General features: G+C 66.9%; 20 protein-coding genes. 3 read left to right on the forward strand and 17 right to left on the reverse strand.

Annotation, left to right across the window (positions count from 1 at the left end):
• The first annotated feature begins 26 nt into the window (after window positions 1–26).
• On the forward strand, window positions 27–1,307 hold the full coding sequence (locus KW836_RS03260) for an amidohydrolase family protein (protein WP_218342441.1): 1,281 nt from the start codon (window positions 27–29) through the stop codon (window positions 1,305–1,307).
• Here the strand turns inward: KW836_RS03260 and KW836_RS03265 are convergent.
• From KW836_RS03265 to KW836_RS03305, 9 genes are read right to left on the reverse strand one after another with little or no spacing between them, the layout of a single operon-like run.
• Entirely contained in the window at window positions 1,282–1,668 is a 387-nt protein-coding gene (locus KW836_RS03265) for a RidA family protein (protein WP_218342442.1), read from the reverse strand. The two genes, KW836_RS03260 and KW836_RS03265, sit on opposite strands and share 26 nt — an antisense overlap.
• On the reverse strand, window positions 1,665–2,828 hold the full coding sequence (locus KW836_RS03270) for an FAD-binding oxidoreductase (protein ID WP_218342443.1): 1,164 nt from the start codon (window positions 2,826–2,828) through the stop codon (window positions 1,665–1,667). The genes KW836_RS03265 and KW836_RS03270 overlap by 4 nt, the downstream gene beginning before the upstream one ends.
• A 12-nt stretch (window positions 2,829–2,840) precedes the next feature.
• The gene (locus KW836_RS03275; protein ID WP_218342444.1) at window positions 2,841–4,283 is read right to left on the reverse strand and encodes an NAD(P)/FAD-dependent oxidoreductase; all 1,443 of its coding nucleotides are present in this window, start codon (window positions 4,281–4,283) and stop codon (window positions 2,841–2,843) included.
• Complete coding sequence (locus tag KW836_RS03280; protein ID WP_056327675.1) at window positions 4,280–4,588, reverse strand: (2Fe-2S)-binding protein; 309 nt, start codon at window positions 4,586–4,588, stop codon at window positions 4,280–4,282. The genes KW836_RS03275 and KW836_RS03280 overlap by 4 nt, the downstream gene beginning before the upstream one ends.
• A complete protein-coding gene (locus tag KW836_RS03285) occupies window positions 4,572–5,729 on the reverse strand; it encodes an FAD-binding oxidoreductase (RefSeq protein ID WP_218342445.1) in 1,158 nt (385 codons plus the stop codon). The genes KW836_RS03280 and KW836_RS03285 overlap by 17 nt, the downstream gene beginning before the upstream one ends.
• Complete coding sequence (locus KW836_RS03290) at window positions 5,729–6,529, reverse strand: ABC transporter permease (RefSeq protein WP_218342446.1); 801 nt, start codon at window positions 6,527–6,529, stop codon at window positions 5,729–5,731. The genes KW836_RS03285 and KW836_RS03290 overlap by 1 nt, the downstream gene beginning before the upstream one ends.
• Before the next feature lies 1 nt (window position 6,530).
• Window positions 6,531–7,397, reverse strand: a complete 867-nt coding sequence (locus tag KW836_RS03295; protein ID WP_218342447.1) for an ABC transporter permease — start codon at window positions 7,395–7,397, stop codon at window positions 6,531–6,533.
• Window positions 7,394–8,461: an ABC transporter ATP-binding protein gene (locus KW836_RS03300; RefSeq protein WP_191578371.1), complete on the reverse strand. Its 1,068-nt coding sequence runs from the start codon at window positions 8,459–8,461 to the stop codon at window positions 7,394–7,396. Before KW836_RS03300 ends, KW836_RS03295 begins: the two co-directional genes overlap by 4 nt.
• Before the next feature lie 47 nt (window positions 8,462–8,508).
• The gene (locus KW836_RS03305; RefSeq protein ID WP_218342448.1) at window positions 8,509–9,540 is read right to left on the reverse strand and encodes an ABC transporter substrate-binding protein; all 1,032 of its coding nucleotides are present in this window, start codon (window positions 9,538–9,540) and stop codon (window positions 8,509–8,511) included.
• 185 nt (window positions 9,541–9,725) lie between these two features.
• On the opposite strand from KW836_RS03305, the gene KW836_RS03310 reads away from it, so the two are divergent.
• Window positions 9,726–10,529 (forward strand): GntR family transcriptional regulator, encoded by an 804-nt coding sequence (locus tag KW836_RS03310; protein ID WP_218342449.1) that lies wholly within the window; start codon window positions 9,726–9,728, stop codon window positions 10,527–10,529.
• Between the two features lie 13 nt (window positions 10,530–10,542).
• Here KW836_RS03310 and KW836_RS03315 read toward each other — a convergent pair whose 3' ends face one another.
• The 3 genes from KW836_RS03315 to KW836_RS03325 are packed head-to-tail and all read right to left on the reverse strand — an operon-like array spanning window position 10,543 to window position 15,321.
• Window positions 10,543–12,267, reverse strand: coding sequence for a hydantoinase B/oxoprolinase family protein (locus KW836_RS03315; protein ID WP_218342450.1), 1,725 nt, complete (start codon window positions 12,265–12,267; stop codon window positions 10,543–10,545).
• The gene (locus tag KW836_RS03320; RefSeq protein ID WP_218342451.1) at window positions 12,254–14,317 is read right to left on the reverse strand and encodes a hydantoinase/oxoprolinase family protein; all 2,064 of its coding nucleotides are present in this window, start codon (window positions 14,315–14,317) and stop codon (window positions 12,254–12,256) included. The genes KW836_RS03315 and KW836_RS03320 overlap by 14 nt, the downstream gene beginning before the upstream one ends.
• A 23-nt stretch (window positions 14,318–14,340) precedes the next feature.
• Complete coding sequence (locus KW836_RS03325; RefSeq protein ID WP_218342452.1) at window positions 14,341–15,321, reverse strand: tripartite tricarboxylate transporter substrate binding protein; 981 nt, start codon at window positions 15,319–15,321, stop codon at window positions 14,341–14,343.
• Between the two features lie 102 nt (window positions 15,322–15,423).
• On the opposite strand from KW836_RS03325, the gene KW836_RS03330 reads away from it, so the two are divergent.
• The gene (locus KW836_RS03330) at window positions 15,424–16,377 is read left to right on the forward strand and encodes a LysR family transcriptional regulator (protein WP_255595091.1); all 954 of its coding nucleotides are present in this window, start codon (window positions 15,424–15,426) and stop codon (window positions 16,375–16,377) included.
• A 391-nt stretch (window positions 16,378–16,768) separates the two neighbouring features.
• On the opposite strand, the gene KW836_RS03335 is transcribed toward KW836_RS03330, so the two are convergent.
• From KW836_RS03335 to KW836_RS03355, 5 genes are all read right to left on the reverse strand, one after another.
• A complete protein-coding gene (locus tag KW836_RS03335) occupies window positions 16,769–17,704 on the reverse strand; it encodes a glyoxylate/hydroxypyruvate reductase A (protein ID WP_218342453.1) in 936 nt (311 codons plus the stop codon).
• A 174-nt stretch (window positions 17,705–17,878) separates the two neighbouring features.
• Window positions 17,879–18,949, reverse strand: coding sequence for an ABC transporter substrate-binding protein (locus tag KW836_RS03340; protein WP_218342454.1), 1,071 nt, complete (start codon window positions 18,947–18,949; stop codon window positions 17,879–17,881).
• Complete coding sequence (locus KW836_RS03345) at window positions 18,946–20,118, reverse strand: FAD-binding oxidoreductase (protein WP_218343255.1); 1,173 nt, start codon at window positions 20,116–20,118, stop codon at window positions 18,946–18,948. Before KW836_RS03345 ends, KW836_RS03340 begins: the two co-directional genes overlap by 4 nt.
• Complete coding sequence (locus KW836_RS03350) at window positions 20,115–21,500, reverse strand: NAD(P)/FAD-dependent oxidoreductase (protein WP_218342455.1); 1,386 nt, start codon at window positions 21,498–21,500, stop codon at window positions 20,115–20,117. Before KW836_RS03350 ends, KW836_RS03345 begins: the two co-directional genes overlap by 4 nt.
• Window positions 21,497–21,865 (reverse strand): (2Fe-2S)-binding protein, encoded by a 369-nt coding sequence (locus KW836_RS03355; RefSeq protein ID WP_218342456.1) that lies wholly within the window; start codon window positions 21,863–21,865, stop codon window positions 21,497–21,499. The genes KW836_RS03350 and KW836_RS03355 overlap by 4 nt, the downstream gene beginning before the upstream one ends.
• Window positions 21,866–21,889 lie beyond the last annotated feature (24 nt).

The raw sequence follows: 21,889 nt of genomic DNA on the forward strand, positions 1-21,889 counted from the left end.
ACTGAATGTTTTCGCAAGGAATTCGCATGCTCGATCTGATCATCAAGAACTGCACGCTGCCCGACGGCCGCACGAACATCGACATCGGCGTGGCCGACGGCCGCATCGCCGCGCTGGAACCGGCGTTGAAGGCCGAGGCCGCGCAGACCGTGGACGCCGCCGGCCAGCTGGTGACCTCGCCCTTTGTCGACGCGCACTTCCACATGGATTCCACGCTGTCCTTCGGCCTGCCGCGCGTGAACCAGTCGGGCACGCTGCTTGAAGGCATCGCGCTGTGGGGCGAACTGAAACCGCTCCTGACGCAGGAAGCGCTGGTGGAACGCGCACTGGCCTATTGCGACTGGGCCGTGGCGCGCGGGCTGCTGGCGATCCGCTCGCACGTGGATGTCTGTGATCCGCGCCTGCTGGCGACCGAAGCGCTGCTGCACGTGCGCGAGAAGGTCAAACCCTACCTGGACCTGCAGCTCGTTGCCTTCCCGCAGGACGGCGTGCTGCGCGCGCCCGGCGCACTGGACAACCTGAAGCGCGCGCTGGATATGGGCGTGGACGTGGTGGGCGGCATTCCGCACTTTGAACGCACCATGCAGGACGGCGCCGAATCCGTGCGCATCCTGTGTGAACTGGCGGCCGAACGCGGCTTGCGCGTGGACATGCACTGCGACGAAAGCGATGATCCGCTGTCACGCCACATCGAGACGCTGGCATACCACACGCAGCGCCTGGGCCTGCACGGCCGCGTGACGGGTTCGCACCTGACGTCCATGCACTCGATGGACAACTACTACGTGTCCAAGCTGATCCCGCTGATTCGCGAGGCAGGCGTCTCCGCGATTGCGAATCCGCTGATCAACATCACGCTGCAGGGCCGCCACGACACGTACCCCAAGCGCCGCGGCATGACGCGCGTGCCGGAACTGATGGCGGCGGGCGTGCCGGTCGCCTTCGGCCACGACTGCGTGATGGACCCGTGGTACAGCCTGGGTTCCGGCGACATGCTGGAAGTTGCGCACATGGGCCTGCACGTCGGCCAGATGACGGGACAGGACGCCATGCGCGCCTGTTTCGAAGCGGTCACCACCACGCCTGCCAGGATTCTTGGCCTGGACGAGACGGGCCTGGAAGTCGGCAAGCGCGCCGACCTGGTGCTGCTGCAGGCGCGCGACGCCGTGGAGGCCTTGCGCCTGCGCGCCACGCGCCTGATGGTGCTGCGCGCCGGCAAGGTGGTGGCGACCACGCCGCCGGCCACCGCCACGCTGAACCTGCCGGGCCGCCCCGGCGAAGTCAGCTTTCAGACGTCGGCCCGCTGACAAACGCCGGCCGCGCAGCGGCCGTCACGATGATCTCCACCAGCAGATCAGGCGAGGCCAGCTTGGCCTCGCACGTGGCGCGGGTGGGCATTGCCTTCGGCAGCGCCCATTCCGCCCACACCGCATTCATGCCGGCAAAGTCGCGCTCGATGTCCTTGAGCCAGATCTGCACCGTCAACAGGCGCGACTTGTCCGAGCCCGCCTGCTTCAGATAGCCGTCGATCTTGGCCAGCACGTCGCGGGTCTGCGCGGCGATGCCGCCTTCCGCATTCGAGGTCACGCCCGCCACATACACGGTGTCGCCGTGAATCACGATGCGGGACAGGCGCTCGTTCGTTTCCTTGCGCACGATATCGTTCATTGGTGTTGCTCCTTGGTGGATGAACCGGATGCCAGGCCGGCATCCGAGAAACGTTCGATCCGGAATGGGGCGATCGGCAGGTCCGTCGCGCCGGTCGTGATCAGGTCAGCCATGATGCGGCCGACGATGGGCCCGAGCTCAAAGCCGTGCGCTGAAAACCCGAACGCATGAAAGGCCGTCTCGTGCCGGCTGCTGCGCCCGATCACGGGAATCTCGTCGGGCATGGCCGCTTCGATTCCCGCCCAGCCCCGGTTCACGATCGCATCGCGCATGTGCGGAAACAGGTCGACCACCGTGCGCGCGCCTTCGGCCAGCGAGCGGAAATCCAGCTCGGTCCATTCGGCGTCGCGGTCCACCCACGCGCGCCGTCCGCCCCCGATCAGCACCGTGCCGTTGGTGCGCTGCTTGAACGACAGCGCGCGGCCGGTGCCCAGCACCACGGGATCCAGGAAGTGGTCCATGCGCAGCGTGACGAGCATCATGGGACTGATAGGCAACAGCGGCACCGGCTCGCCCCATTGCGCGGCGATCCGGTCGGCCCACGCGCCCGCACAGTTCAGCACCTGCGGCGCGGTGTACACGCCGGCGTCCGTCTCCACACGCCATTGGCCGTCGTGCCGCGCCACGCTGTGCACGCGCACGCCTTCGAGAAACTGCGCGCCAAGACTAGCGGCCTTCATGCGAAAGGCAAGGGTGGTGCGGTAGGGATCGGCCGCCGCGTCCTCGCGCGCGATCAGGCCGCCTTGCACCGTCGGCGCAATCGCAGGAATCAGGTCCAGCAGGTCCTCGCGCGTTATCCACTGTTCGTGGGTGTAGCCGTGGTCCGTCATGGTTTTGAGCCGCGCGCGCAGCGTCTCGGCATCCGCCTCGTTCTCGGCCACACGCACCTGCCCGTGCTGCTCGAAGCCGCAGTCGTCGTCCACCAGCTCGCCGATGCGATACCAGAGCTCGCGCGAGGCCAGCGCCAGCGGCACCTCGGCCAGATGGCGCGACAGCGTGCGCACGCCGCCCGCGTTGACACCCGAGGCGTGCCGCCCCACGTAGTTCTTTTCGATGACCAGCGCGCGCACGCCGGCGCGCGCCAGATGCAGCGCGGCCGAGCTGCCGTGCAGCCCGCCGCCGATGATGATGACTTCAGCCGCCCGCGTTTGCACGGTCATGGCGTCCACCCGTCATTTCTTCAGGCGGACGACGGCCTGACGCGAATCGTCGGTCTGCGGCAAGGAGGCAAGTTCGCCCAGCGTGAGCGGCTTGGTCGGGAAACGCAGCCGGTAATAGCCCACTTCCTCGGTCGGCACGCCGCGTTCCTCGGCAATGATCTCGGCCACCGTCAGGCCGCAGAAGCGGCCCTGGCAGGGTCCCATGCCACAGCGCAGGAAGGCCTTCATCTGGTTCGGCCCGCTGCAGCCGAGCTTGACGGTCTCGCGCACCTGCGCGGCGGTGACTTCCTCGCAGCGGCACACGATGGTGTCGCCGGTGGGCCGGCGGAACGCCTCGGGCGCCTTGTAGAGCGTGTCGAAGAACTCGCGGCCCCGCACGGCCCGCGCCAGCGCCTCGCGCGGCGCGGCGGCCTCGCTGTCGCGCTTGCGCGCGTCGATGCGGCCCAGCAGATGCGCGGCCTGCAACGCGGCCAGCCGGCCACGGTGCTCGGCCGCCACCGCGCCCGCGATGCCCGCGCCGTCGCCAGCCATGCCGATGCCGTCCACCGCCGTCGTGCCCCACCCGTCAACCTCCGGCTCCCAACAGTCCAGCGCGTCGTTCCAGCGATGCGGCACGCCCACGGCGCGCGACAGGTTCACGTTGGGCACCACGCCCTGATGCAGCATCAGCTGATCGGCGGAAAGCGTCTTGGTGACGCCGCCTGCGGTGTAGCGCACGCTTTGCAGCTTGCCGTCGCCCAGCGCTTCCAGCGCCGTCACGCCCTTGACGATGGGCACGGCGGCCTTGACCGCGCGCAGCAGCTTCAGCCCCTTGCCCAGGTACGGCGAGCGCAGAAATCCCCAGACCTTGGGCAACGCCTGCCCCATGCGGCCGGGCGGCGTGGTTTCCAGCAGCGCGTCCACCTTCACGCCTGCATTCAGGTATTGCCAGGCCACCAGATACAGCAGCGGCCCGCAACCGGCCAGCACCGTGCGATCGGACGGCACGACACCGGATGACTTCAAGAGGATCTGCGCCGCGCCCGCCGTGATGACGCCCGGCAGCGTCCAGCCCGGAATCGGAAACGGCCGCTCCTGCGCGCCGGTGGCCAGCAGCAGCCGGCGCGCGTGCACGATGCGCGCCTCGCCTCCTACCGAATACGCCACCTCGAAGCCTTCCGCTGATTCGGGCGCCGTGCGCTGGGCCACGGCCCACACCGTCGCGCCCGGCACGTAGCGCGCGCCCGACTGCCGAAACGGCGGCACCAGCGTGGCGCCGTGCCAGTAGTCTTCGCCCAGGATGCCGCGGTCGGTGACGGGCGTGGTGGTGATGGCGCGGTAGATCTGGCCGCCTGGCGCGGGCTGCTCATCCAGCAGCACCGTGTCCACGCCCAGGTTGGCGGCCAGCGTCGCCGCCGCCAGACCCGCCGGGCCTGCGCCCACCACCAGCAAATCGCATTGCGTCGTGTCGATCATGCCTGCACCTTGCGCGCACCCAACTGGCGCTCGATCTTCATTCCTTCCCGCACGGGCGTCATGCAGCCCTGCTGGTTCGCTTGTCCGTCGATGGTGACCAGGCAGTCGTAGCAGACGCCCATCATGCAGTACGGCCCGCGCGGCACCTCGTTGACCGCCGTATCGCGACAGGCCTGCACGCCGCCCGCAAACAAGGCGGCAGCGACGCTGTCGCCCTGACGGCAAAGCATCTCGGCCCCATTGACCGTTACCCGCACCGGCGCGCCCTGCGCCTGCCGCTGCGCCTCGTCAAGCCGCTTGAACATGAAACCTCCGGGTCGAGAAGGGCGCCATGTCGTCGGCCAGGCTGCCGGCGGCGATCATGGGCGCCAGATTGAGCGCATGGGCGGCGGCAAGCGTCACGCCGCTGTGACAGGTGGCGACGAAGGCCCCCGGGCACGTTTCGGATTGCTGATAGATCGGAAAGCCGTCCTTGGACATGACGCGCAGCGCCGCCCAGCTGCGCACCACGCGCACATCGCGCAGCGCGGGCAGCGTGCGCACCGCGCGGTCGGCCAGCGTGCCGAGGATCGGCAGGCCCACCAGGTTATCCACATAGCCGGCCTCTTCCTGCGAGTCGCCGATCAGCCAGGTGCCTTCGTCGGTCTGGCGCAGCGTGGACAAGGGGGTTTCCAGCATGCGGCGCGTGCGCTCCAGCACGACGATCTGGCCGCGCTGCGGGCGCACCGGCACATCCAGTCCCACCTGTTCGCCAAGCTGCTTGTTGGACAGCCCCGAGGCCAGCACCACCTTGTGCGCGCGCACCGTGCCACTGGGGGTGGCGATATCGAACACGCCGTCACGCAGCCGGATGCTCTGCGCCGGCCGCTGCGGCAGGTAATCCACAACCCGCTGTGCAAAACTCATGTGCAACGCGCGCAGGAGCTTCAGCGGATTCGCAATGCCGTCCACCGGCGTCCACGTCGCGCCGCGCACTTCCGGGCCGATGCCCGGCACCAGATCCGCGACTTCGGCGCGGTCCAGCATCTTCCAGTCGTACTGCGCCATGCCCGGCTGCGCGAGCAGCGTGGTCATGAAGCGCGTGCGCGCCTCGACCTCTTCGTCGCTCAAGAGCGCGTGCAGGCCGCCGCGCTGCTCCAGATGCACGTCGACCCCGGTCTCTTCCTGCAGCAGGGCAGCAAGTTGCGGCCAACCCTTGGCCGAGGTCATGGTCCACACGCCATAGCGCGGCAGCCCCATCCCCTTGCTCTGCACCCACACCAGCCCGAAGTTCCCGCGCGAGGCCCGGTAGGCCACGTCACCCTCGTCCAGCACGGCCACGTGGTCCAGCTCGCGCCGCAGCCCGTAGGCCACGGCCGACCCGACCAGCCCGCCCCCGATCACCACCGCATCGTAGATGCCGCGGTGCACGGGCGCGCGCGGCGCCAGTTCTTTCTCGTCCGTCATCAGCGTCCCTTTCCTACAAACAGCTTCTCCAGACCGACGGCGCGGTCCAGGATGAATATGGCAATGATGGTTACGTAGATCAGCACCGCCGACACGGCTGTCACCAGCGGGTCGATGGTGTCTTCGATATGCAGGAAGATCCGGACCGGCAGCGTGGTGGTGGACGGCGAGGCGATGAAGATCGACATCGTCAGCTCATCGAAGCTGGTGATGAACGCGATCACCCAGCCGCTCACCACGCCCGGCAACAGCAGCGGCAGCACCACGCGGCGGAAGGCCGTCCAGTTGGACGCGCCCAGCGATTGCGCCGCCCGCTCCAGCGCCGGGTCGATGCCCGCCGCCGACGCCAGCACCAGCCGCAGCGCGTACGGCATGACCAGGATCACGTGCGCCACCACCAGGCCGAAATACGTGCCGGCCAGGTCCACGGTCGTGAAGAACTTCAGGAACGCCAGGCCCAGCACGACGTGCGGAATCATCAGCGGCGACAGAAAGAACGCCACCAGTGCCTCGCGACCGGCGAAGCGGTTGCGCGCGATGGCCAGCGCGCTGGGCACGGCCAGTGCAATGGCAAGCGTGGCCGACAGCGTGCCCAGGCCCAGGCTGAACCAGAACGCATCGACAAAGCGCGGGTTGTCCAGGATGGCGCGGAACCAGCGCAGCGACAGCCCGCCGGACGGCAGCGAGATGAAGCCCTCGGACGTGAACGCCACCGCGCACACCATGACGATGGGCGCCAGGATGAACAGAATGAACAGCGTGTGGAAGACGAGGCCGATGGGGCCGTTGCGAAATTGCATGTCAGCCTCCGGCCTGGTTGAACACCGCGCCATAGCGGCGCTCGATGATGCGGTTGGCGGACAGCAGCACCACCACGGTCGCCACCAGCAGCACCACGGCCAGCGCCGCGCCCAGCGGCCAATTCAGCGTGTTCAAAAATTCGTCGTACGCGGCGGTGGCCACGTTCTTCAAGCGGCGTCCGCCGATGATGGCCGGCGTGGCAAACGAGCTGGCTGCCATCGCGAACACCATGATCGCGCCGGACAGAATGCCGGGCATCACCTGCGGCACGATCACGCGCCGGATCACGGTGAATTGGCTGGCGCCCAGCGACAGCGCGGCGGCCTCGGTCGCGGGGTTGATCCGCTGCAGCGATGCCCACACCGCGATCACCATAAACGGCACCAGCACATGCGTCAGCGCAATGCCCACGCCCAGATTGCTGTACATGAGGTCGATGGGCGTTGAGATCAGCCCGATGCCCATCAACGCCTTGTTGATCAGACCCGTCGAGCCGAACAGCAGCGCCCAGCCCAGCGTGCGGACCACCACCGAAATCAGCAACGGCCCCAGCACCACCATCAGGAACAGGCCCTTCCACGGATTGGCCATGCGCGAGAGCACGTAGGCTTCGGCCGTGCCCAGCACCAGGCACGCGACCGTCACGGCCGCGGCAACGCCGAACGTGCGCGCGTAGATCTCGTAGTAGTAGCCGTCCGAGAAGATCTCGATGTAGTTCTTCCACGTAAAGGTGGCTTGCATGCCGCCATAGAACTGGAAGTCGAAGAAGCTGATCAGGAACACCAGCGCCATCGGCACCACGAGGAACGTGGCGTACACCACCAGCGCCGGCGCGCTGAGCACCCACGGATTGGTGCGCGCGGTCATGACGCTTTACCTTGCGGCGCAGCGGCCGGATCGACGGTGCACATGTCCTGCGCGCGCCAGCGCAGATGCACGGGCTCGCCTTCGGCCGGCACCGGCACCCCGTCGTTCTGACGGATCACCATGACTTCGCCAACCGACGTTTCCACCTGGCACAGCCAGTGATTGCCCTGGAACACGCGCGTCTTCATGCGGCCGGGCAACGCACAGGCCGCGGGTTCGGAAAACAGGATCTTTTCGGGGCGCACGATCACGGCGCCTTGCGGCACGGGCGCGCCTTCCAGGCCGATGTGCGCCTCGCCGATGCGGGCGCGCATCTCGCCTTCGTACTGCTCGGCCTGCGGGGTGAAGACGTTGGCCTTGCCCAGAAAGCCGCCGACGAAATGGCTGGCGGGGCCTTCGTACGCGGCGAACGGTTCGGCCACCTGTTCGACGCGGCCCTGGTTCATCACAACGATGCGGTCCGACAGCGCCAGCGCCTCGGACTGGTCGTGCGTAACGAGGATGGTGGTGGTGCCGACGGTGCGCTGGATGCTGCGCAGTTCAAGCTGCATTTCTTCGCGCAGCTTGGCGTCCAGGTTGGAGAGCGGTTCGTCCAGCAGCAGCACGCTGGGACGGATGACCAGCGCGCGTGCCAGCGCGACGCGCTGCTGCTGGCCGCCCGACATCTGCGCCGGATGCCGGTCGGCCAGATGCGACAGGCCCACGAGCTTGAGCGCATCCGCCACGCGAGCCAGCCGCTCGTCCTTCTTGACCCGTTGCATCTCCAGGCCAAACGACACGTTCTCGGCCGCGGTCATGTGCGGAAAGAGCGCGTAGTTCTGGAACACCATGCCCAGCCCGCGCTTGTTGGCCGGGACCTTGCTGACGTCCTTGCCGTTCAGCACGATGCTGCCGCCGGACGGCTCGACAAAGCCCGCGATCATCTGCAGCGTGGTGGTCTTGCCGCAGCCGGAAGGCCCCAGCAACGAGATGAACTCGCCTTGCTTCACGGACAGGCTCAGGTTTTCAACGGCAGTGGTGTCGCCGTAGCGTTTGCTCAGGCGGTCCAGCACGAGATAGGTCATGAAAGCTCCCGGTGGGCGGCGCCAGGGCCGCCCTTATGCACACGCAGTCAGCGCTCGATTTCCCGCGTCCAGCGCTTGTTCCAGTCGTCCCGGTTCTGGTTGACGGTGTCCCAGTCGATCACGATGAGGTCGGCGGCGCGCTTGCCGATGGGCAGGGGCACGCGAGGATCGTCAGCCACCTTGGCTTTCTTGTTGACCGGGCCGTAGCCGTAAGCCGAGGCGAGCTTCTCCTGAACCTCAGGCGACACCAGGTATTCCACGAACGCCTGCGCCTTCGGATTGGCGTTGGACTTGGCGATCGGACACACGGACGAGAGCAGTGCGTAAGCGCCTTCCTGGGGGTAGACGAAGCCGACGGGGAAGCCGGTGTCGGCAAACGCCTTGACGCGGCCGCTGCCCCACACCGCGATGGTGGCCTGGCCGCTGGAGAAGAGTTCGGTCATCTTGCCGGGCGAGGGCTCATAGACCAGCACGTTGGGACCGACTTCGTTCTTGAACGTGGTGAAACCTGGGTCGATCTTCTTTTCGCCGCCGCCGCCTTCGCGCGCATACTCCACCAGCGTGTGCAGGCCGTAGGTGTTGTTGAGCGGCGGGATGACGAGTTGCTTCTTGTACTTGGGATCCTTCAGGTCCTTCCACGACGTGGGCGGCGCCCATTTCTTCTCGTCGAAGACCTTCTTGTTGTACATGATGCCGGTGGCCACGATGCCGATGGCAACCGCCTTATCGTCCTTGTAGCGCGCCGTGGTGTAGATGTCGTCGGCGGGCAGGTTCTTGATGGGTTCGCAAAAGCCCAGCGCAATGGCCTGGTACATGGGACCGTCGTCGATGATGGCGACGTCGATCTGCTGGTTGCTCCTTTGCGCCTGCAGGCGCGCAACGGTGTTGGTGGAGTTGCCGGCAACGTAATCCAGCTCGACACCGTGCTGTTTGGCGAAGGGCGGAAAGATGTCCTTGCGCATGATGTCTTCGAACGAGCCGCCGTAGCCGGCGACCACCAGTTTCTGCTGCGCCTGTGCGTTTGCGCCCAGCCCGGCTGCTACCGCCGCGGCCGCGAGCACTGCAAGTACCTTGCTCATGAGAACCCCCGAATTTTGGAAGAGAACTGCAAGAACCGACTGATTTGTTGCCCGGCGACTTCATGTCCGCCGTACAATTTGTCCGTACATGAATGTCCGGACAAATAATGGATCCGGCAAGACTGCCTTGTCAATCGGTTATTGTCCGGACAAACCCTATAAAACCAATCAAGGAGGCTTCCCTCATGACCCGATCTTCCGAGCGCGCTGCCAGTTCCGGCGGGGAGCGGGAAGCGCGCGGCCGGCCTGGCGCGGCGCTCCCGGCCGACGTGGCGGGCGGACCGCGCTACAAGAGCATTTATCAATCGCTGTCGCAGGACATCAGCTCGGGGCGCTACCCCGTGATGACGCTGCTGCCGACGGAACACGAGCTGTGCGAACAGTTCGGCGCCAGCCGTCACACGATCCGCGAAGCCATCCGCATGCTGACCGTTGCCGGCGTGGTGTCGCGCCGTCCGGGCGTCGGCACGCGCGTGGAAACGGCGCGCGCCACCACGCGCTTCACGCAGCGCATCTCGCAGTTCCCCGACCTGCTGCAGTACGCCCGCAACGCGGCGCTGCTGGTGCAGGACGTGCGCACCGTCAAGCTCACCAAGCGCCTGGCTGAAACGCTGGGCTGCGAGCCCGGCCAGCAGTGGCTGCACATCAACTCCATCAAGACACTGGACGATCCCGACGTCGCCGCCGCCTGCACGCTCATTTACGCGGACCCGGCGCATTCCGACGTGCGAGTGGACGTGAAGTCGCGGATCTCGCTGCTGCGCCTGATCGAGGACCACTTTGGCGACCGCATCACCGAGGTCAACCAGGAGTTCTCCGCCACGCCCATCGGCGCGGCGATCGCAAAGCAACTCCAGGTCGACACGGGCACACCGGGCTTCGTCATCACGCGCCGCTACTACGGCGATGGCGGCGTGCTGCTGCTTGCCACCATCACCACGTTTCCGCACGACAAGATGAAGTACTCGATGACGCTCAACGTCAGTTGATGCGCAGCGCGGCTCACGCGGACAAGCCATAGTCCGCGCGCGCCGCGTCGGCGCTGATCTTGCCGTCCGCCAGATCCTGCGCCACGCGCGCCCGCGGCCGCGCCGAGGCCGCGCCGTAGCCACCGCCGCCAGGCGTTTCGATGCGCACGCTCTCACCGGCTTCGAGCGCAATGTTCGCGGTCTTGGAGAACAGCTCCTCTTGTTGCGGCGTGCCGAAATTGCGGATCAGCCGCGCGCGTCGTCCGTCGCGTCCGCCGTCCACGCCCGCCGCCACGCCGACGGTGTGGCTGTCCGAGCGGGCCGAGAACACGATGCCCGGTCCCACGGCGCGGATCTGCTTGGCGATGGCCATGCCGCCGCGCGTGCGGCCCGCACCGCCCGAGTCCTGGATCATCGCGTACTCGTCCATCAGCAGCGGATACTCGTTCTCCAGCGCTTCGACGGGTAGATTCGACGTGTTGGTCATGTGCACGTGCACCGCGTCCATGCCGTCCGCATCGAAGCGCGCGCCCGCGCCGCCGCCCAGCGTTTCCAGATACACGAAATGGCCCGCGCGCTCGCGCCAGCGGCCCGAGAACACGATGGCGGGGCAGCAGTCGTTACTGGACGCCATGGTCTTTTCGGGCGGCAGCAGGCCGCGGAACGCGCCGAAGATGGCGCCGGCCACCTTCTGTGCGGTGATGGACCGCGCACCCACCGCGGCCGGGTGTTCGGGATTGGTAATGGTGCCCACCGGCGCCGACAACGTGATGGGGTCGAACAACCCCGCATTGGGTGCGAGGTCCGGATCCAGCAGCGCTTTGACCGCGTAGTACACGCAGGCGCGCAACGCGTTGAAGGGCAGGTTCATGGCGCCGCGCGCCTGTTTGCCCGACCCTTCGAAGTCGAAGTGCAGGTTGTCCGCGCTGACGGTCAGCGTCACCTGAATGGGGACCGGGTCGCCCCCCATGCCGTCGTCGTCCAGATCGCTGCGGAACGTATAGCTGCCGGCGCGCAATTCCGCGATGCGGTTCAAGAGGCGTTTGCGCGTGTAGGCGATCACGTCGTCCACCGACCGCAGCACCGCCTCCAGTCCCATCTGGCGGATCAGGCCCTGCACGGCGGCCGCGCCTCGGCGGTTGGTGGCCATCTGCACGCGCAGGTCGAGCACGCGCTCTTCCGGGTCGCGAGTGTTGGCGCAGATGAGGCGCAGCAGGTCTTCGTCGGTCTCGCCCGCGCGGGCGATGCGGCAGGCGGGGATGCGGATGCCTTCCTCGAAGATCGATTTCAGGCCACCGGCGATCGAACCGGGCACCGCACCGCCCACGTCGGAATGGTGCGCGATGTTGGCCGCGAAGAAGCGCAGCACGCCGTCCCAGAACACCGGCGTGATGATGTTGATGTCGGGCAGGTGGCTGCCGTCCGCCAGGTACGGGTCATTGCAGATATACACGTCGCCGTCGCGGATCTGGTCAGCCGGGAACGTGCGCAGAATGGCGCGCATGGCGCCGTCCAGCGAGCCCAGGTGCAGCGGAATCTGCGTGCCCTGCGCGACCAGCCGTCCGGCAGCGTCGAACAGCGCCACCGAGCAATCCTTACGCTCTTTGATGTTGGTCGAGAACGATGCGCGCACCAGCGTGTTGTTCATGTCCTCGGTGATGGACAGCAGGCGGTTGCAGAAGACCTCCATGCCGATGGGATCCGCCAGCGTGGGCGTGGCGTCCGCGGCGCGGGATTGAACGGAATCAGGCTTGGTCATGCGAGCCTCCTTGCAGGCGGATGATCAGGTTGCCGTACTCATCGACGCTGGCCTCGTGGCCCACGCCCACCACCGTGGTCGAGCTCATTTCTTCGAGCAGCGCGGGTCCCGTGAAGCGCGCGCCGGTCGGCACGCGGTCACGGTCATAGACGGGCGTTTCACGCCAGCCATGCGCCGGGCCGAAGTACGCCTTGCGCTGGCCCCGCGCCGCGTCCTGCAACGTGCCGCCCACGTGTCTTGGCGCAAGGGGCGCCTTCACCACCTGTCCCACGGCCTGCATGCGGCAGTTGATGATCTGCACCTTGCGGTCGTCGACGGTGTAGCCGTATTCCCGCTCATGCGCCTCGGCGAAGCGGCGCGCGAATTCCGCGTAGCCGCCCGCACCGGTGTCGTCCAGGCTGACCTGCACTTCAAAGTTCTGGCCCTCGTAACGCGCGTCGATGGCGCTGTGGCACACGCGCAGCGACGGATCGACGCGTTCGGATGCCAGCCAGTCCTGGGCCTGCGTGCGCAGACCGTCGAAGATCGTGGAGATCGCGGGCCAGCTGTCCGCATCGGCCAGCGAGATCTCGCTTTGCACGAAGTCGAAAGAGATATCCGTGAGCAGGATGCCGCGGGCGCACATCGTGCCCGGCTCCTGCGGCACGATGACGACGGGGATGCCGCATTCCTCGGCCACTTCCACCGCATGCAGCGGGCCTGCGCCGCCGTACGCATACAACGCGAAGCGCGAGAGGTCGTAGCCGCGTTCGGTGGACACCGCACGGATCGCACGGCTCATGTTGGCCGCCGCAATGCGCAGGATGCCTTCGGCGGCCGCCTCCATGTCCAGCCCCAGCGGTTCGGCGACGCGGCTGCGGATGACCTCGCGCGCGGCATCTGCGTACACCGGCATGCGGCCGTTGAGCAGGGCCACGGGATTGAGCCGTTGCAGCGCGATTTCGGCGTCCGTGATGGTCGGCTCCTGGCCGCCGCGGCCGTAGCCCACGGGACCGGGCACCGCGCCCGCGCTATGCGGCCCGACCTTCAGCGCGCCGGCGTCGTCCAGCCAGGCGATGCTGCCGCCGCCCGCGCCGATGACGTGGATGTCGACCATGGGTGTCTTGACCGGATACCCGGCAACGTGTCGGTGCGACGTGAAGAGCGGACGGCCTTCGCATACCAGCGAGACGTCCGTGCTGGTGCCGCCCACATCAAACGTCACCAGGTTCAGGCTGCCGATGGCGCGTCCCACGGCGGCTGCGCCGACGACGCCCGCCGCCGGACCCGACAGGCAGGTGCGGACCGGATATTGGCGCACGGTGGCGATCGACATCAGGCCGCCGTTGGAATGAATGGTGTGCGGCTCATGGCCGATATCCAGTTCCCGCACGCGGTTCAGGAAGCGTTCCAGATAGCGCGCCATTTTCGGCCCGACCGCGGCGTTGAGCACGGTGGTGGACAGGCGCTCGTATTCGCGGAACTCGGGCAGCACGTCGGACGACTGGCTGATGTAGGCGTCGGGCATCTCCTCCGCGACAATCTGCGCCGCGCGGCGCTCATGCGCGGGGTTGCGGTAGGCGTGCAGGAAGCAGATCGTGACGGCCTCGATGCCGGCCTTGGCAAAACGGCGCGCGGCATCGCGCACCTGCGCTTCGTCCAGCGCCGTCAACACGTCGCCCGCCGCGTTCACCCGCTCGTCGACCTCGGCTCGGAATTCACGCGGCACCGCCACGGGCGGTTTGCCGACGCTGTAGTCGTACAGGTGCGGACGCGTCTGGCGGCCGATCTCCAGCACATCGCGAAAGCCGCGCGTGGTGATGAGCCCGACGCGCGCGCCCTTGCGTTCGATGATGAGGTTGGTGGCCACCGTGGTGCCGTGGCCGACGTGCGAGACCTGTGATGGCGCGACCCCGTGATCCGCTAGCATCTGGCCGATGCCCGTGGCGATGGCCTCGGAGGGATCGTGCGGCGTGGAGGGCACTTTGTGAAAGTGCACCACGCCGGCATCCTCGTCGATCATCGTGAAATCGGTAAACGTGCCTCCGACGTCTATCCCTATGCGATACATATTGATTGTTCCAATAAAGAAGATCAGTCCAGACGAATGCCGGCCTTCTTCACGACCTGGCACCACTTGTTGATTTCGTCCTTGATCATTGCGCCGAACGCCGGTCCTGCGACGTCCGACACCTGCGCGCCCTGTTGCTCGAGATAGGTCTTCATGGCGGGCGCGTGCAGGGTCTGCACAAGGCCGTCGGTGAGCTTGGTGCGCAGCGGTTCGGGCATGTTGGCGGGCGCCAGCATGCCGAACCACACCATGGCCTCGTAGCCGGGGTAGCCGGATTCGGCGACGGTGGGCACTTCGGGCAACATGGGCGAGCGCTGCGGCGATGTGACGGCCAGGGCCTTGATCTTGCCGTCCTTGATGTAGGGGTACGAGGTCATGACGACGTCCATCATCATGTTGACCTGTCCGCCGACCAGATCGATGAGCGCGGGACCGGAGCCGCGGTAGGGCACGTGCACCATCGATACGCCGGCGGTGGACTTGAAGAGTTCGGCGGCCAGGTGGTTGGAGGTGCCTTGGCCGTTGGAGGCGAAGGAATACTTTTCGGGCTCTTTCTTCAGGAGGGCGACGAACTCCTGCAGGTTGGCGGCGGGCACCGACTGATTGACCGACATGACGTTGGGGATGGTGGCGACGACCGTCAGGGGGGTGAAGTCTTTGATGGCGTCGTAGGGCAGCTTGGAATAGACGCAGGGCGCGCTGCCGTGCGTGCTGACCGATCCCATGAGGATGGTGTAGCCGTCGGCGGGTTGGCGCGCGACGAATTCGGTGCCGACGGTGCCGCCGGCGCCGGGGCGGTTTTCAACAATGACGTTGGCGTTCAGGCGCTGGCCGAGGCCTTCGGCGATCTTGCGCGCGACCAGATCGGTGGATCCGCCGGCCGCGAACGGCACGACGATGCGGATGACCTTGTCCGGCCAGGCGGCGCTGGCGGACCCGGCGGCCGCAAAGAGCGCGATACCGGCGGCAATGCGACAGCAACTGCGCAGTAGCCCTGTTTTCATGGCTTGGTTTCCCCTTGTTGATAGAACTTCGTGATGGCCGGATCATGCGTGTCCGACCTTGGTTCGCTGCAACAACGAGGTCATGCTAGGCCTGGCTTGGAAATGACAGCAGTCCTACAGGTTTATATTTGTATAGATGCCATTTATGGACGCGCGGCGATGAAGAACCCGGACCTGAATCTGCTTGTGCATTTCGATGCGCTGATGGCGTGCCGCAATGTGTCGCGCGCGGCGGAGGCGATGAACATCAGCCAGCCGGCGATGAGCGCGGCGATGAACCGGCTTCGTCAGTTGTTCGGCGATCCGCTGCTGGTGCGCGAGGGCGGGGCGTGGCAGCCGACGTTGCGGGCGTTGGAGCTGCACCAGAATTTCAAGCCGCTGCTGGAGGGCTGGCATCGGGCGACGCGCACGCGGGAGGCGTTCGATCCGGCGCATTCGTCGCGCACGTTGTCGCTGTATGCGACGGACTATGTGCAGTACACGTTGCTGCCGAAGCTGATTCCACGGTTGGCGGTGGATGCGCCGCATTTCCAGTTGCAGATCGTGCCTGCGCGGCCGCAGCATGGACTGAGCATGCTGGATTCGAATCATGTGGAGCTGATCGCGGGGTATTTCCCTGATCCTGCGCCGGATCTGCGTACGCGTTTTCTGTATCAGGAGCCGGCGGTTTGCATCGTGCGTGAGGGACATCCTTGTTTGCGTAAGCGGTGGAATCTGGATGCCTACCTGAGCTATGGGCATCTGGATCTGGCGGCGCATACGCGGTATTTCAGTACTGCAATCGATCGCATCTTGATGGGGCAGAACCGGAGCCGCAAGATTGTGGCTACGTTGTCCAGTTATCTGGTTTGTCCGTTCATCGTTGAGGCGTCGGATTTGATTGCGACGATGCCGGTGAGCATTGCGAAGGCGATGGCGGGGAGTGCGCGGATCGTGTCGCAGAAGGTGCCGTTGACGTTGCCGCCGATTGCTGTGTCGTTGTATTGGCATGAGAGGTATCAGGATGATCCTGCGCATGCTTGGTTGAGGCAGTATTTGGCGGGGGTGGTGGGGTAGGGGGGGCTTTGGGGCTGCTTGGTTGGGTCCTTAAGGCGCACGGCGCGGCGGCGGGCTTGGGGCGCGGGGCTACGATTGCGGTCCGGAGCCTTCGCTCCGGACTGCCCCTTCGTCATCTTCGTTGTCGCCTTCGGCGACTGCCTTCAGATTCCCTCGGGCGCATCTACACGCCCCGCGCCCCAAGCCCGCCGCCGCACCGTGCTCTAGCGGTTCGGGTGCGCGCAGTGCTGGGACGGGGTGTGTGCTTGGCGTTCTGGCAGGCAGCGGTGTGTGAGAGGAAGATCTTGCGGGGCCCGCTCCACGGCGGCCGCGCGGGCGGCCTGGTGGAGCTTACGCAGTGTCTTGCGGCGCGCGTTTGGCGCTGCGCGATTCGCTGCGTGATTCGCTGGAATCAGTAGCCGCGCTGCGGGTCGTAGATGTTGGGCAGGGCTTCGCCGCGCTCATTTGCCGCGATCAGCAAAGCCGTGTGACGGGCGCGCTCCTTGCGGTCGGGGATCGCTGCGCAGTGAGGAGTGATCGTGATTCTTGGGTGAGTCCACAGTGGGGAGTCTTCCGGCAGGGGTTCCTGCTCGAAGACGTCCAGGATTGCCTGGTCCAGATGCCCGCTGTCCAGCGCATCCAGAATGTCCTGCGTGACCATGTGGGTGCCGCGGCCGGCGTTGATGAGGCTGGCGCCTTTGGGGAGTCGGGACAGCGTGGTGCGGTTGAGGATGCCGCGCGTCGTTTCCGTTGCAGGCAGGAGGCAGACGAGAAGATCGGTGTTAGCGAGGAAATCGTTGAACTGGTCCTGGCCTGCGTAGGAAGGCATGTCGGGGAGCCGGCTGGCGCCGCGGGACCAGCCGCTGACGGGAAAGCCTGCGCGGGACAGGAGTTGGGCTGAAGCGACGCCCAGGTGGCCCAGACCCATGATGCCGACGCGCACGTCGGCGGCGACGCGCAGGGAGTCGAAGATTTCCCAGTGGCGGCGGGATTGGTTGTCGGTGATGCGTTTGACGTTGCGCGTGATCATCAGGGCGCTGGTGAGCACGTACTCGGCCATCTCGGTCTGCGTGCGCGTGGTGACCATGCGGGCGATGGGCAGGTGGCGCGGCAGGGTGGGGTCGGCGAGGATGTGGTCAACGCCTGCGCCGGCGCTGATGATGAGTTTGAGGTTGGGGAAGGTGGCCAGGCGGCCGGCGTCGGGGGCCCAGACCAGGGCGTAGTCGATGGTGGCGGGGTCGGTGTCTTCATGCCAGCCGACGACGTCCAGGTCTGGCGCGAAGGTGCGGAATTGTGTGCGCCACTCTTCTATTGCCTGGGGGCCGCCGGAATTGATGATGAGGCGCATGGTTGTCCTTGCGGGTGATGAGGGCGTGTCGGCCAGGCGCATGTTTCAGGTGCGTGTTTCAAGCGCGGGGTTTAGGCCCGGGCTTCAGCCCCCGGGTTTCATCCCGATACTTCCGGCGTCTTGCCCGGCGCGGCGCGCCTGCGGGTTGTCCACAGGGTGCGCCGCGCGTTGTCGTCAACGTTCGACCGTGCGGTTCCAGCGGGCGTTGAAGGCGGGCCGCGCCGCGTTGATCTGGTCCCAGTCCAGGATCTTAGCGTTGGCCATGTAGCCTTGGAAGCGCTTGAGGGACTCGGCGTTGTCGGCGGGGGCCTGGACGTTTTTGTTGGACGGGAAGTGGCCGCCCATTTCCAGGGCCTTGGCCTGGGCCTTGGCGGACAAGAGGTACAGGGCGAGCTTTTGCGCGAGTTCGGGTTCGCTGTTCTTGGCGATGACGCATTCGCCGACCATGAGGATGACGGAGCCTTCCTTGGGTTGGGCGTATTCCACCGGGATGTCGCGCTTCTTCAAGCGGGCGATGGCGGTGGGGGTGAGGGGGAAAATGGCGGCCTCGTCGGACTGGATCATCTCGGCGAGCTTGGCGGAGTTGGGGATGTACTCGAGGACGTTGGGGCCGATGGTGGAGGGCCACTTCTTGAAGCCGGGCTCGTAGTTCTGGTCGTTGCCGCCTTCGATGCGATTGAACATCAGGAAGCCGTGCAGGCCGAAGGTGCTGCCGGAGGCGGACTGGAAGACGACCTTGCCTTTGTACTTGGGATCGGCCAGGTCGAGCCACGAGGTGGGCGGGGTCCAGCCGTTTTTCTGGAAGAGGCGGGTGTTGTAGCCGAGGCCGGTCATGCCGATGTCGATGCCGGCGGCCATGCGGTCTTTCATCAGGGCGGTGGGATACAGCTCTTTGAGGACGGGGTCGTCGTTGAGCTGTTCGCACAGGCCCATGGAAATGGCGCGGGCCATGATGCCGTCGTCCAGGAACATGACGTGCATCTGGGGCTTGTCTTTGTAGGCCTGGGCCTTGGCGAGGACGTCGGTCGAGGTGCCGGGCACGACGACGATCTTGACGTTGTTGGCCTTCTCAAAGTCGGGGAAGACGTGCTGGGTGAAGGCGCGTTCCATGTCGCCGCCGTTCATGCCGACGTACAACGTTTTCTGCTGCGCCATGGCACCGGCGGACAGCAATGCCAGCATTGCCGCGCCCAGCAGTCGTTTCCCCTTGCTCAGGCGCTGCGCGCCCTGTTTCTTGTGCATCATGGTGACTCCAGCGTTTGCTCACGAAGACGGTCAGGACGGGCCGCGGCGCCGTGAGCGGCGGGCGCGTACCGTTCAATGCGGAAGGCATTGATAGGGATGGAAGATCGGCCGTGCACGACCAGGTCGGCCAGCACTTCGCCGATGGCGGGGCCGATCTGAAAGCCCGCGCCGGACAGGCCGAAGGCGTGAAAGAGGCCGGGCACGGTGGCGCTGGGGCCGAGCACGGGATTGTGGTCGGGCATGTTGCCTTCGACGCCGGTCCAGAAGCGGATGACCTGGGCGCCGCGCAGCACGGGCAGAAGCTTGGCGGCGTTGGCCATCAGCGCGCCGAGGTTGGCGCGGCCGGGGCGGGCGTAGTCGGGGTCGGCGGAGACGCCGCGTCCGCCGCCGATGACGCAGTTGCCGCGCGCGACCTGCCGTGCGTAGATGCCGCCGCCCTGCATGCCGAGGCTGACGTTCATGAACAGCGGCAGGGGCTCGGTCACCATCATCAGGGGGTGGATGGACGTTTCGGGAACCGGCTCGCCGAAGCCTTCGGCAAAGCGGCCGGCCCAGGCGCCCGCGCAGTTCAACAGGTAGCGCGATCGCACTTCGAGTGAGTCGCCGGCGCGCACGATGAAGCGCGTGCCGTCGTGCGTGGCGGAGGTGACGCGCACGCCTTCGCGCACGTCGGCGCCCAGCGCGGCGGCGGCACGTCCGAAGGCGGGGGACACGAGCCGCGGGTTGGCGTGGCCGTCCTGCGGGCAGAACGAGCCGCCGATCACGCTTTCGCCCAGCCAGCCGAAGCGTTGGGCGAGCGCGCGGCGGTCCAGGATTTCAAGGTCCATGCCGAAGCCGCGTGTGTTGTCGCGGTAGGCTTCGAGCAGCGCCAGATCGGCGTCGGAGGTGGCCAGCTTGAGGTGGCCGGAACGCACGTATTCGCCGTGGATGCCGATCAGCGCGGGCAGTTGGCCCCACAGTTCGTGCGCGCGCCGCGCGAGCGGCAGTTGTTCGATGCCGCGTCCCTGGCGGCGCACGCCGCCGTAGTTGACGCCGCTGGCCTTGGCGCCGCACAGCGCGGCTTCCAGCAGCACGACGGGCACGCCTAGCCGGCGCAGGAAGAGCGCGGCGCTGCCGCCGACGATGCCACCGCCGATGATCGCGACTTCGGAGTCGATGCGTTCCATCAGGCGGCCTTTTTCGCGGGCCGTTCCAGGCAGACGACGCTGACCGGAATGGGTTTGACCGGCGGCTGGTTGCGCAGCCGTCCTACCGCCTGCGGCGCGCAGCCGACGGCATGGGCCAGGACCTCTGCGCCAGCCACGCCGCACATGCGGCCCTGGCAGCGTCCCATGCCGACGCGGGTCAGCGCCTTCAGGCGATTCATCTCTTGCACGCCGTTGTCGCGCGCGGCCTGGCGGATGGTGCCGGCGGTGACTTCCTCGCAGCGGCAGACGACGGTGTCGTCGGCGATGCTGGCGGCCCAGTCCTCGGGAAACGGAAACGCGCGTTCCAGCGCGTCGCGCACGCGGCTATTTGCCGCGAGTTGCGATTCCAGTATCCGCGCGCGGCGTGCGTCGTGCGGATGTCCTGTGTCTTCAAGCAGCGCCAGCGCGGCGCGTTCGCCGGCGAGTTCCGCTGCATCGGCCCCGGCAATGCCCGCGCCGTCGCCCGCGACGTAAACGCTCGCCACGCTGCTGCGTCCGGCGGCGTCGCGCCGTGGGATCCAGTTGCGGTCGCGTTCGTTGAATTCGAAATCGCAGCCGATCAGGCTAGCGAGCTGGGTTTCGGAACGCAGCGACAGGCCGAAGCCGACAGCGTCGCAGTCCAGCGTATGCGTCCGTCCGTTCCGGGTGTACGACAGGCCCGTGACGCGATCGCCGCCCTGCACGGCGACGGGGCGTACGCCGCTGCGCAGCGGCACGCCATGCGCGCGCAGCCACGCCATGTAATAGAGACCCTTGGCCAGCAGCGCGGGTGCGCGCAACATGCCGGGTAGCGCCGCGACGCGGTCCGCAAATCGCGACGTGTCCAGCACGGCGGCAACCTGTGCGCCAGCCTTGGCGTATTGGTATGCCACCAGATAGAGCAATGGGCCCGTGCCCAGGAACGCCACGCGCGATCCAATGGCGCAGCCCTGGTGCTTCAACGCGACCTGTGATCCGCCCAGCGTGTAGACACCGGGCGTCAACCAGCCGGGAAACGGCAGCACGCGGTCGGTCGCCCCGGTCGCAAGAATCAGATGCGTGTAGGGCACCGCCGTGCTGACGCCGTCGCGCAGCACGTCCAGCGTCTTGCCCTCGGCGTTCCAGACCAGGCATCCGGGACGGTATTCGACGTTGCCCTGCAATTCCTGCATGGTGCGGTGTACGGCGTCAGCCTTGCGATGTTCAAAGCCATACAGCGCGGATTTGGGACGCGAGAAGCCGGGCGGCGGCTGGCGGTAGATCTGGCCGCCGGGGCGCAGCCCTTCGTCCAGGATCACAGGCCGCAGGCCCTGCGCAGCCAGCGTCTGGGCCGCGCGGATACCGGCGGGGCCGGCGCCCACGATCACGGGCATGACGATGCTCATGATGCGTCGTCCTCGGGCCAGGCAGCGGCCGTCAGCATCCCTGGGGCAGAGGCGGCGGCCAGTGTGCCGGGCGCGGCAGCGGGCGCCAGCGCGGCGCTCTGAAGCCGCATGCCGGGCTCGATGTACGTGGAACAGGCGCGCACACGCTCGCCGGTTTCAAGCTGCACCCAGCAGTCCTGGCACGCGCCCATCATGCAGAAGCCGGCGCGCGGACCACCGCCGAATTCCGAGGTGCGCAGGCGCTCGGCTTGCGTCAGCACGGCGGTCAGGACGGTGTCGCCGGCCAGTGCCGTGCACGTCTGTCCGTCGAAGGTGAAGGTCAACGCGGGCCGGCCGGTTTCGGCCAGGCGTTTCAGGATTGCCATGGCGCGCGCGGCTCCTTTGCGGCT

It is taken from the genome of Achromobacter sp. ACM05 (genome assembly GCF_019218915.1).
Taxonomy (GTDB): domain Bacteria; phylum Pseudomonadota; class Gammaproteobacteria; order Burkholderiales; family Burkholderiaceae_B; genus Achromobacter; species Achromobacter animicus.

Bases quoted from the DNA above. Each gene is read 5' to 3' on its own strand.
- KW836_RS03260 (WP_218342441.1), top strand. From the start codon at position 27: ATGCTCGATCTGATCATCAAGAACTGCACGCTGCCCGACGGCCGCACG.
- KW836_RS03265 (WP_218342442.1), bottom strand. From the start codon at position 1,668: ATGAACGATATCGTGCGCAAGGAAACGAACGAGCGCCTGTCCCGCATC.
- KW836_RS03270 (WP_218342443.1), bottom strand. From the start codon at position 2,828: ATGACCGTGCAAACGCGGGCGGCTGAAGTCATCATCATCGGCGGCGGG.
- KW836_RS03275 (WP_218342444.1), bottom strand. From the start codon at position 4,283: ATGATCGACACGACGCAATGCGATTTGCTGGTGGTGGGCGCAGGCCCG.
- KW836_RS03280 (WP_056327675.1), bottom strand. From the start codon at position 4,588: ATGTTCAAGCGGCTTGACGAGGCGCAGCGGCAGGCGCAGGGCGCGCCG.
- KW836_RS03285 (WP_218342445.1), bottom strand. From the start codon at position 5,729: ATGACGGACGAGAAAGAACTGGCGCCGCGCGCGCCCGTGCACCGCGGC.
- KW836_RS03290 (WP_218342446.1), bottom strand. From the start codon at position 6,529: ATGCAATTTCGCAACGGCCCCATCGGCCTCGTCTTCCACACGCTGTTC.
- KW836_RS03295 (WP_218342447.1), bottom strand. From the start codon at position 7,397: ATGACCGCGCGCACCAATCCGTGGGTGCTCAGCGCGCCGGCGCTGGTG.
- KW836_RS03300 (WP_191578371.1), bottom strand. From the start codon at position 8,461: ATGACCTATCTCGTGCTGGACCGCCTGAGCAAACGCTACGGCGACACC.
- KW836_RS03305 (WP_218342448.1), bottom strand. From the start codon at position 9,540: ATGAGCAAGGTACTTGCAGTGCTCGCGGCCGCGGCGGTAGCAGCCGGG.
- KW836_RS03310 (WP_218342449.1), top strand. From the start codon at position 9,726: ATGACCCGATCTTCCGAGCGCGCTGCCAGTTCCGGCGGGGAGCGGGAA.
- KW836_RS03315 (WP_218342450.1), bottom strand. From the start codon at position 12,267: ATGACCAAGCCTGATTCCGTTCAATCCCGCGCCGCGGACGCCACGCCC.
- KW836_RS03320 (WP_218342451.1), bottom strand. From the start codon at position 14,317: ATGTATCGCATAGGGATAGACGTCGGAGGCACGTTTACCGATTTCACG.
- KW836_RS03325 (WP_218342452.1), bottom strand. From the start codon at position 15,321: ATGAAAACAGGGCTACTGCGCAGTTGCTGTCGCATTGCCGCCGGTATC.
- KW836_RS03330 (WP_255595091.1), top strand. From the start codon at position 15,424: ATGACAGCAGTCCTACAGGTTTATATTTGTATAGATGCCATTTATGGA.
- KW836_RS03335 (WP_218342453.1), bottom strand. From the start codon at position 17,704: ATGCGCCTCATCATCAATTCCGGCGGCCCCCAGGCAATAGAAGAGTGG.
- KW836_RS03340 (WP_218342454.1), bottom strand. From the start codon at position 18,949: ATGATGCACAAGAAACAGGGCGCGCAGCGCCTGAGCAAGGGGAAACGA.
- KW836_RS03350 (WP_218342455.1), bottom strand. From the start codon at position 21,500: ATGAGCATCGTCATGCCCGTGATCGTGGGCGCCGGCCCCGCCGGTATC.
- KW836_RS03355 (WP_218342456.1), bottom strand. From the start codon at position 21,865: ATGGCAATCCTGAAACGCCTGGCCGAAACCGGCCGGCCCGCGTTGACC.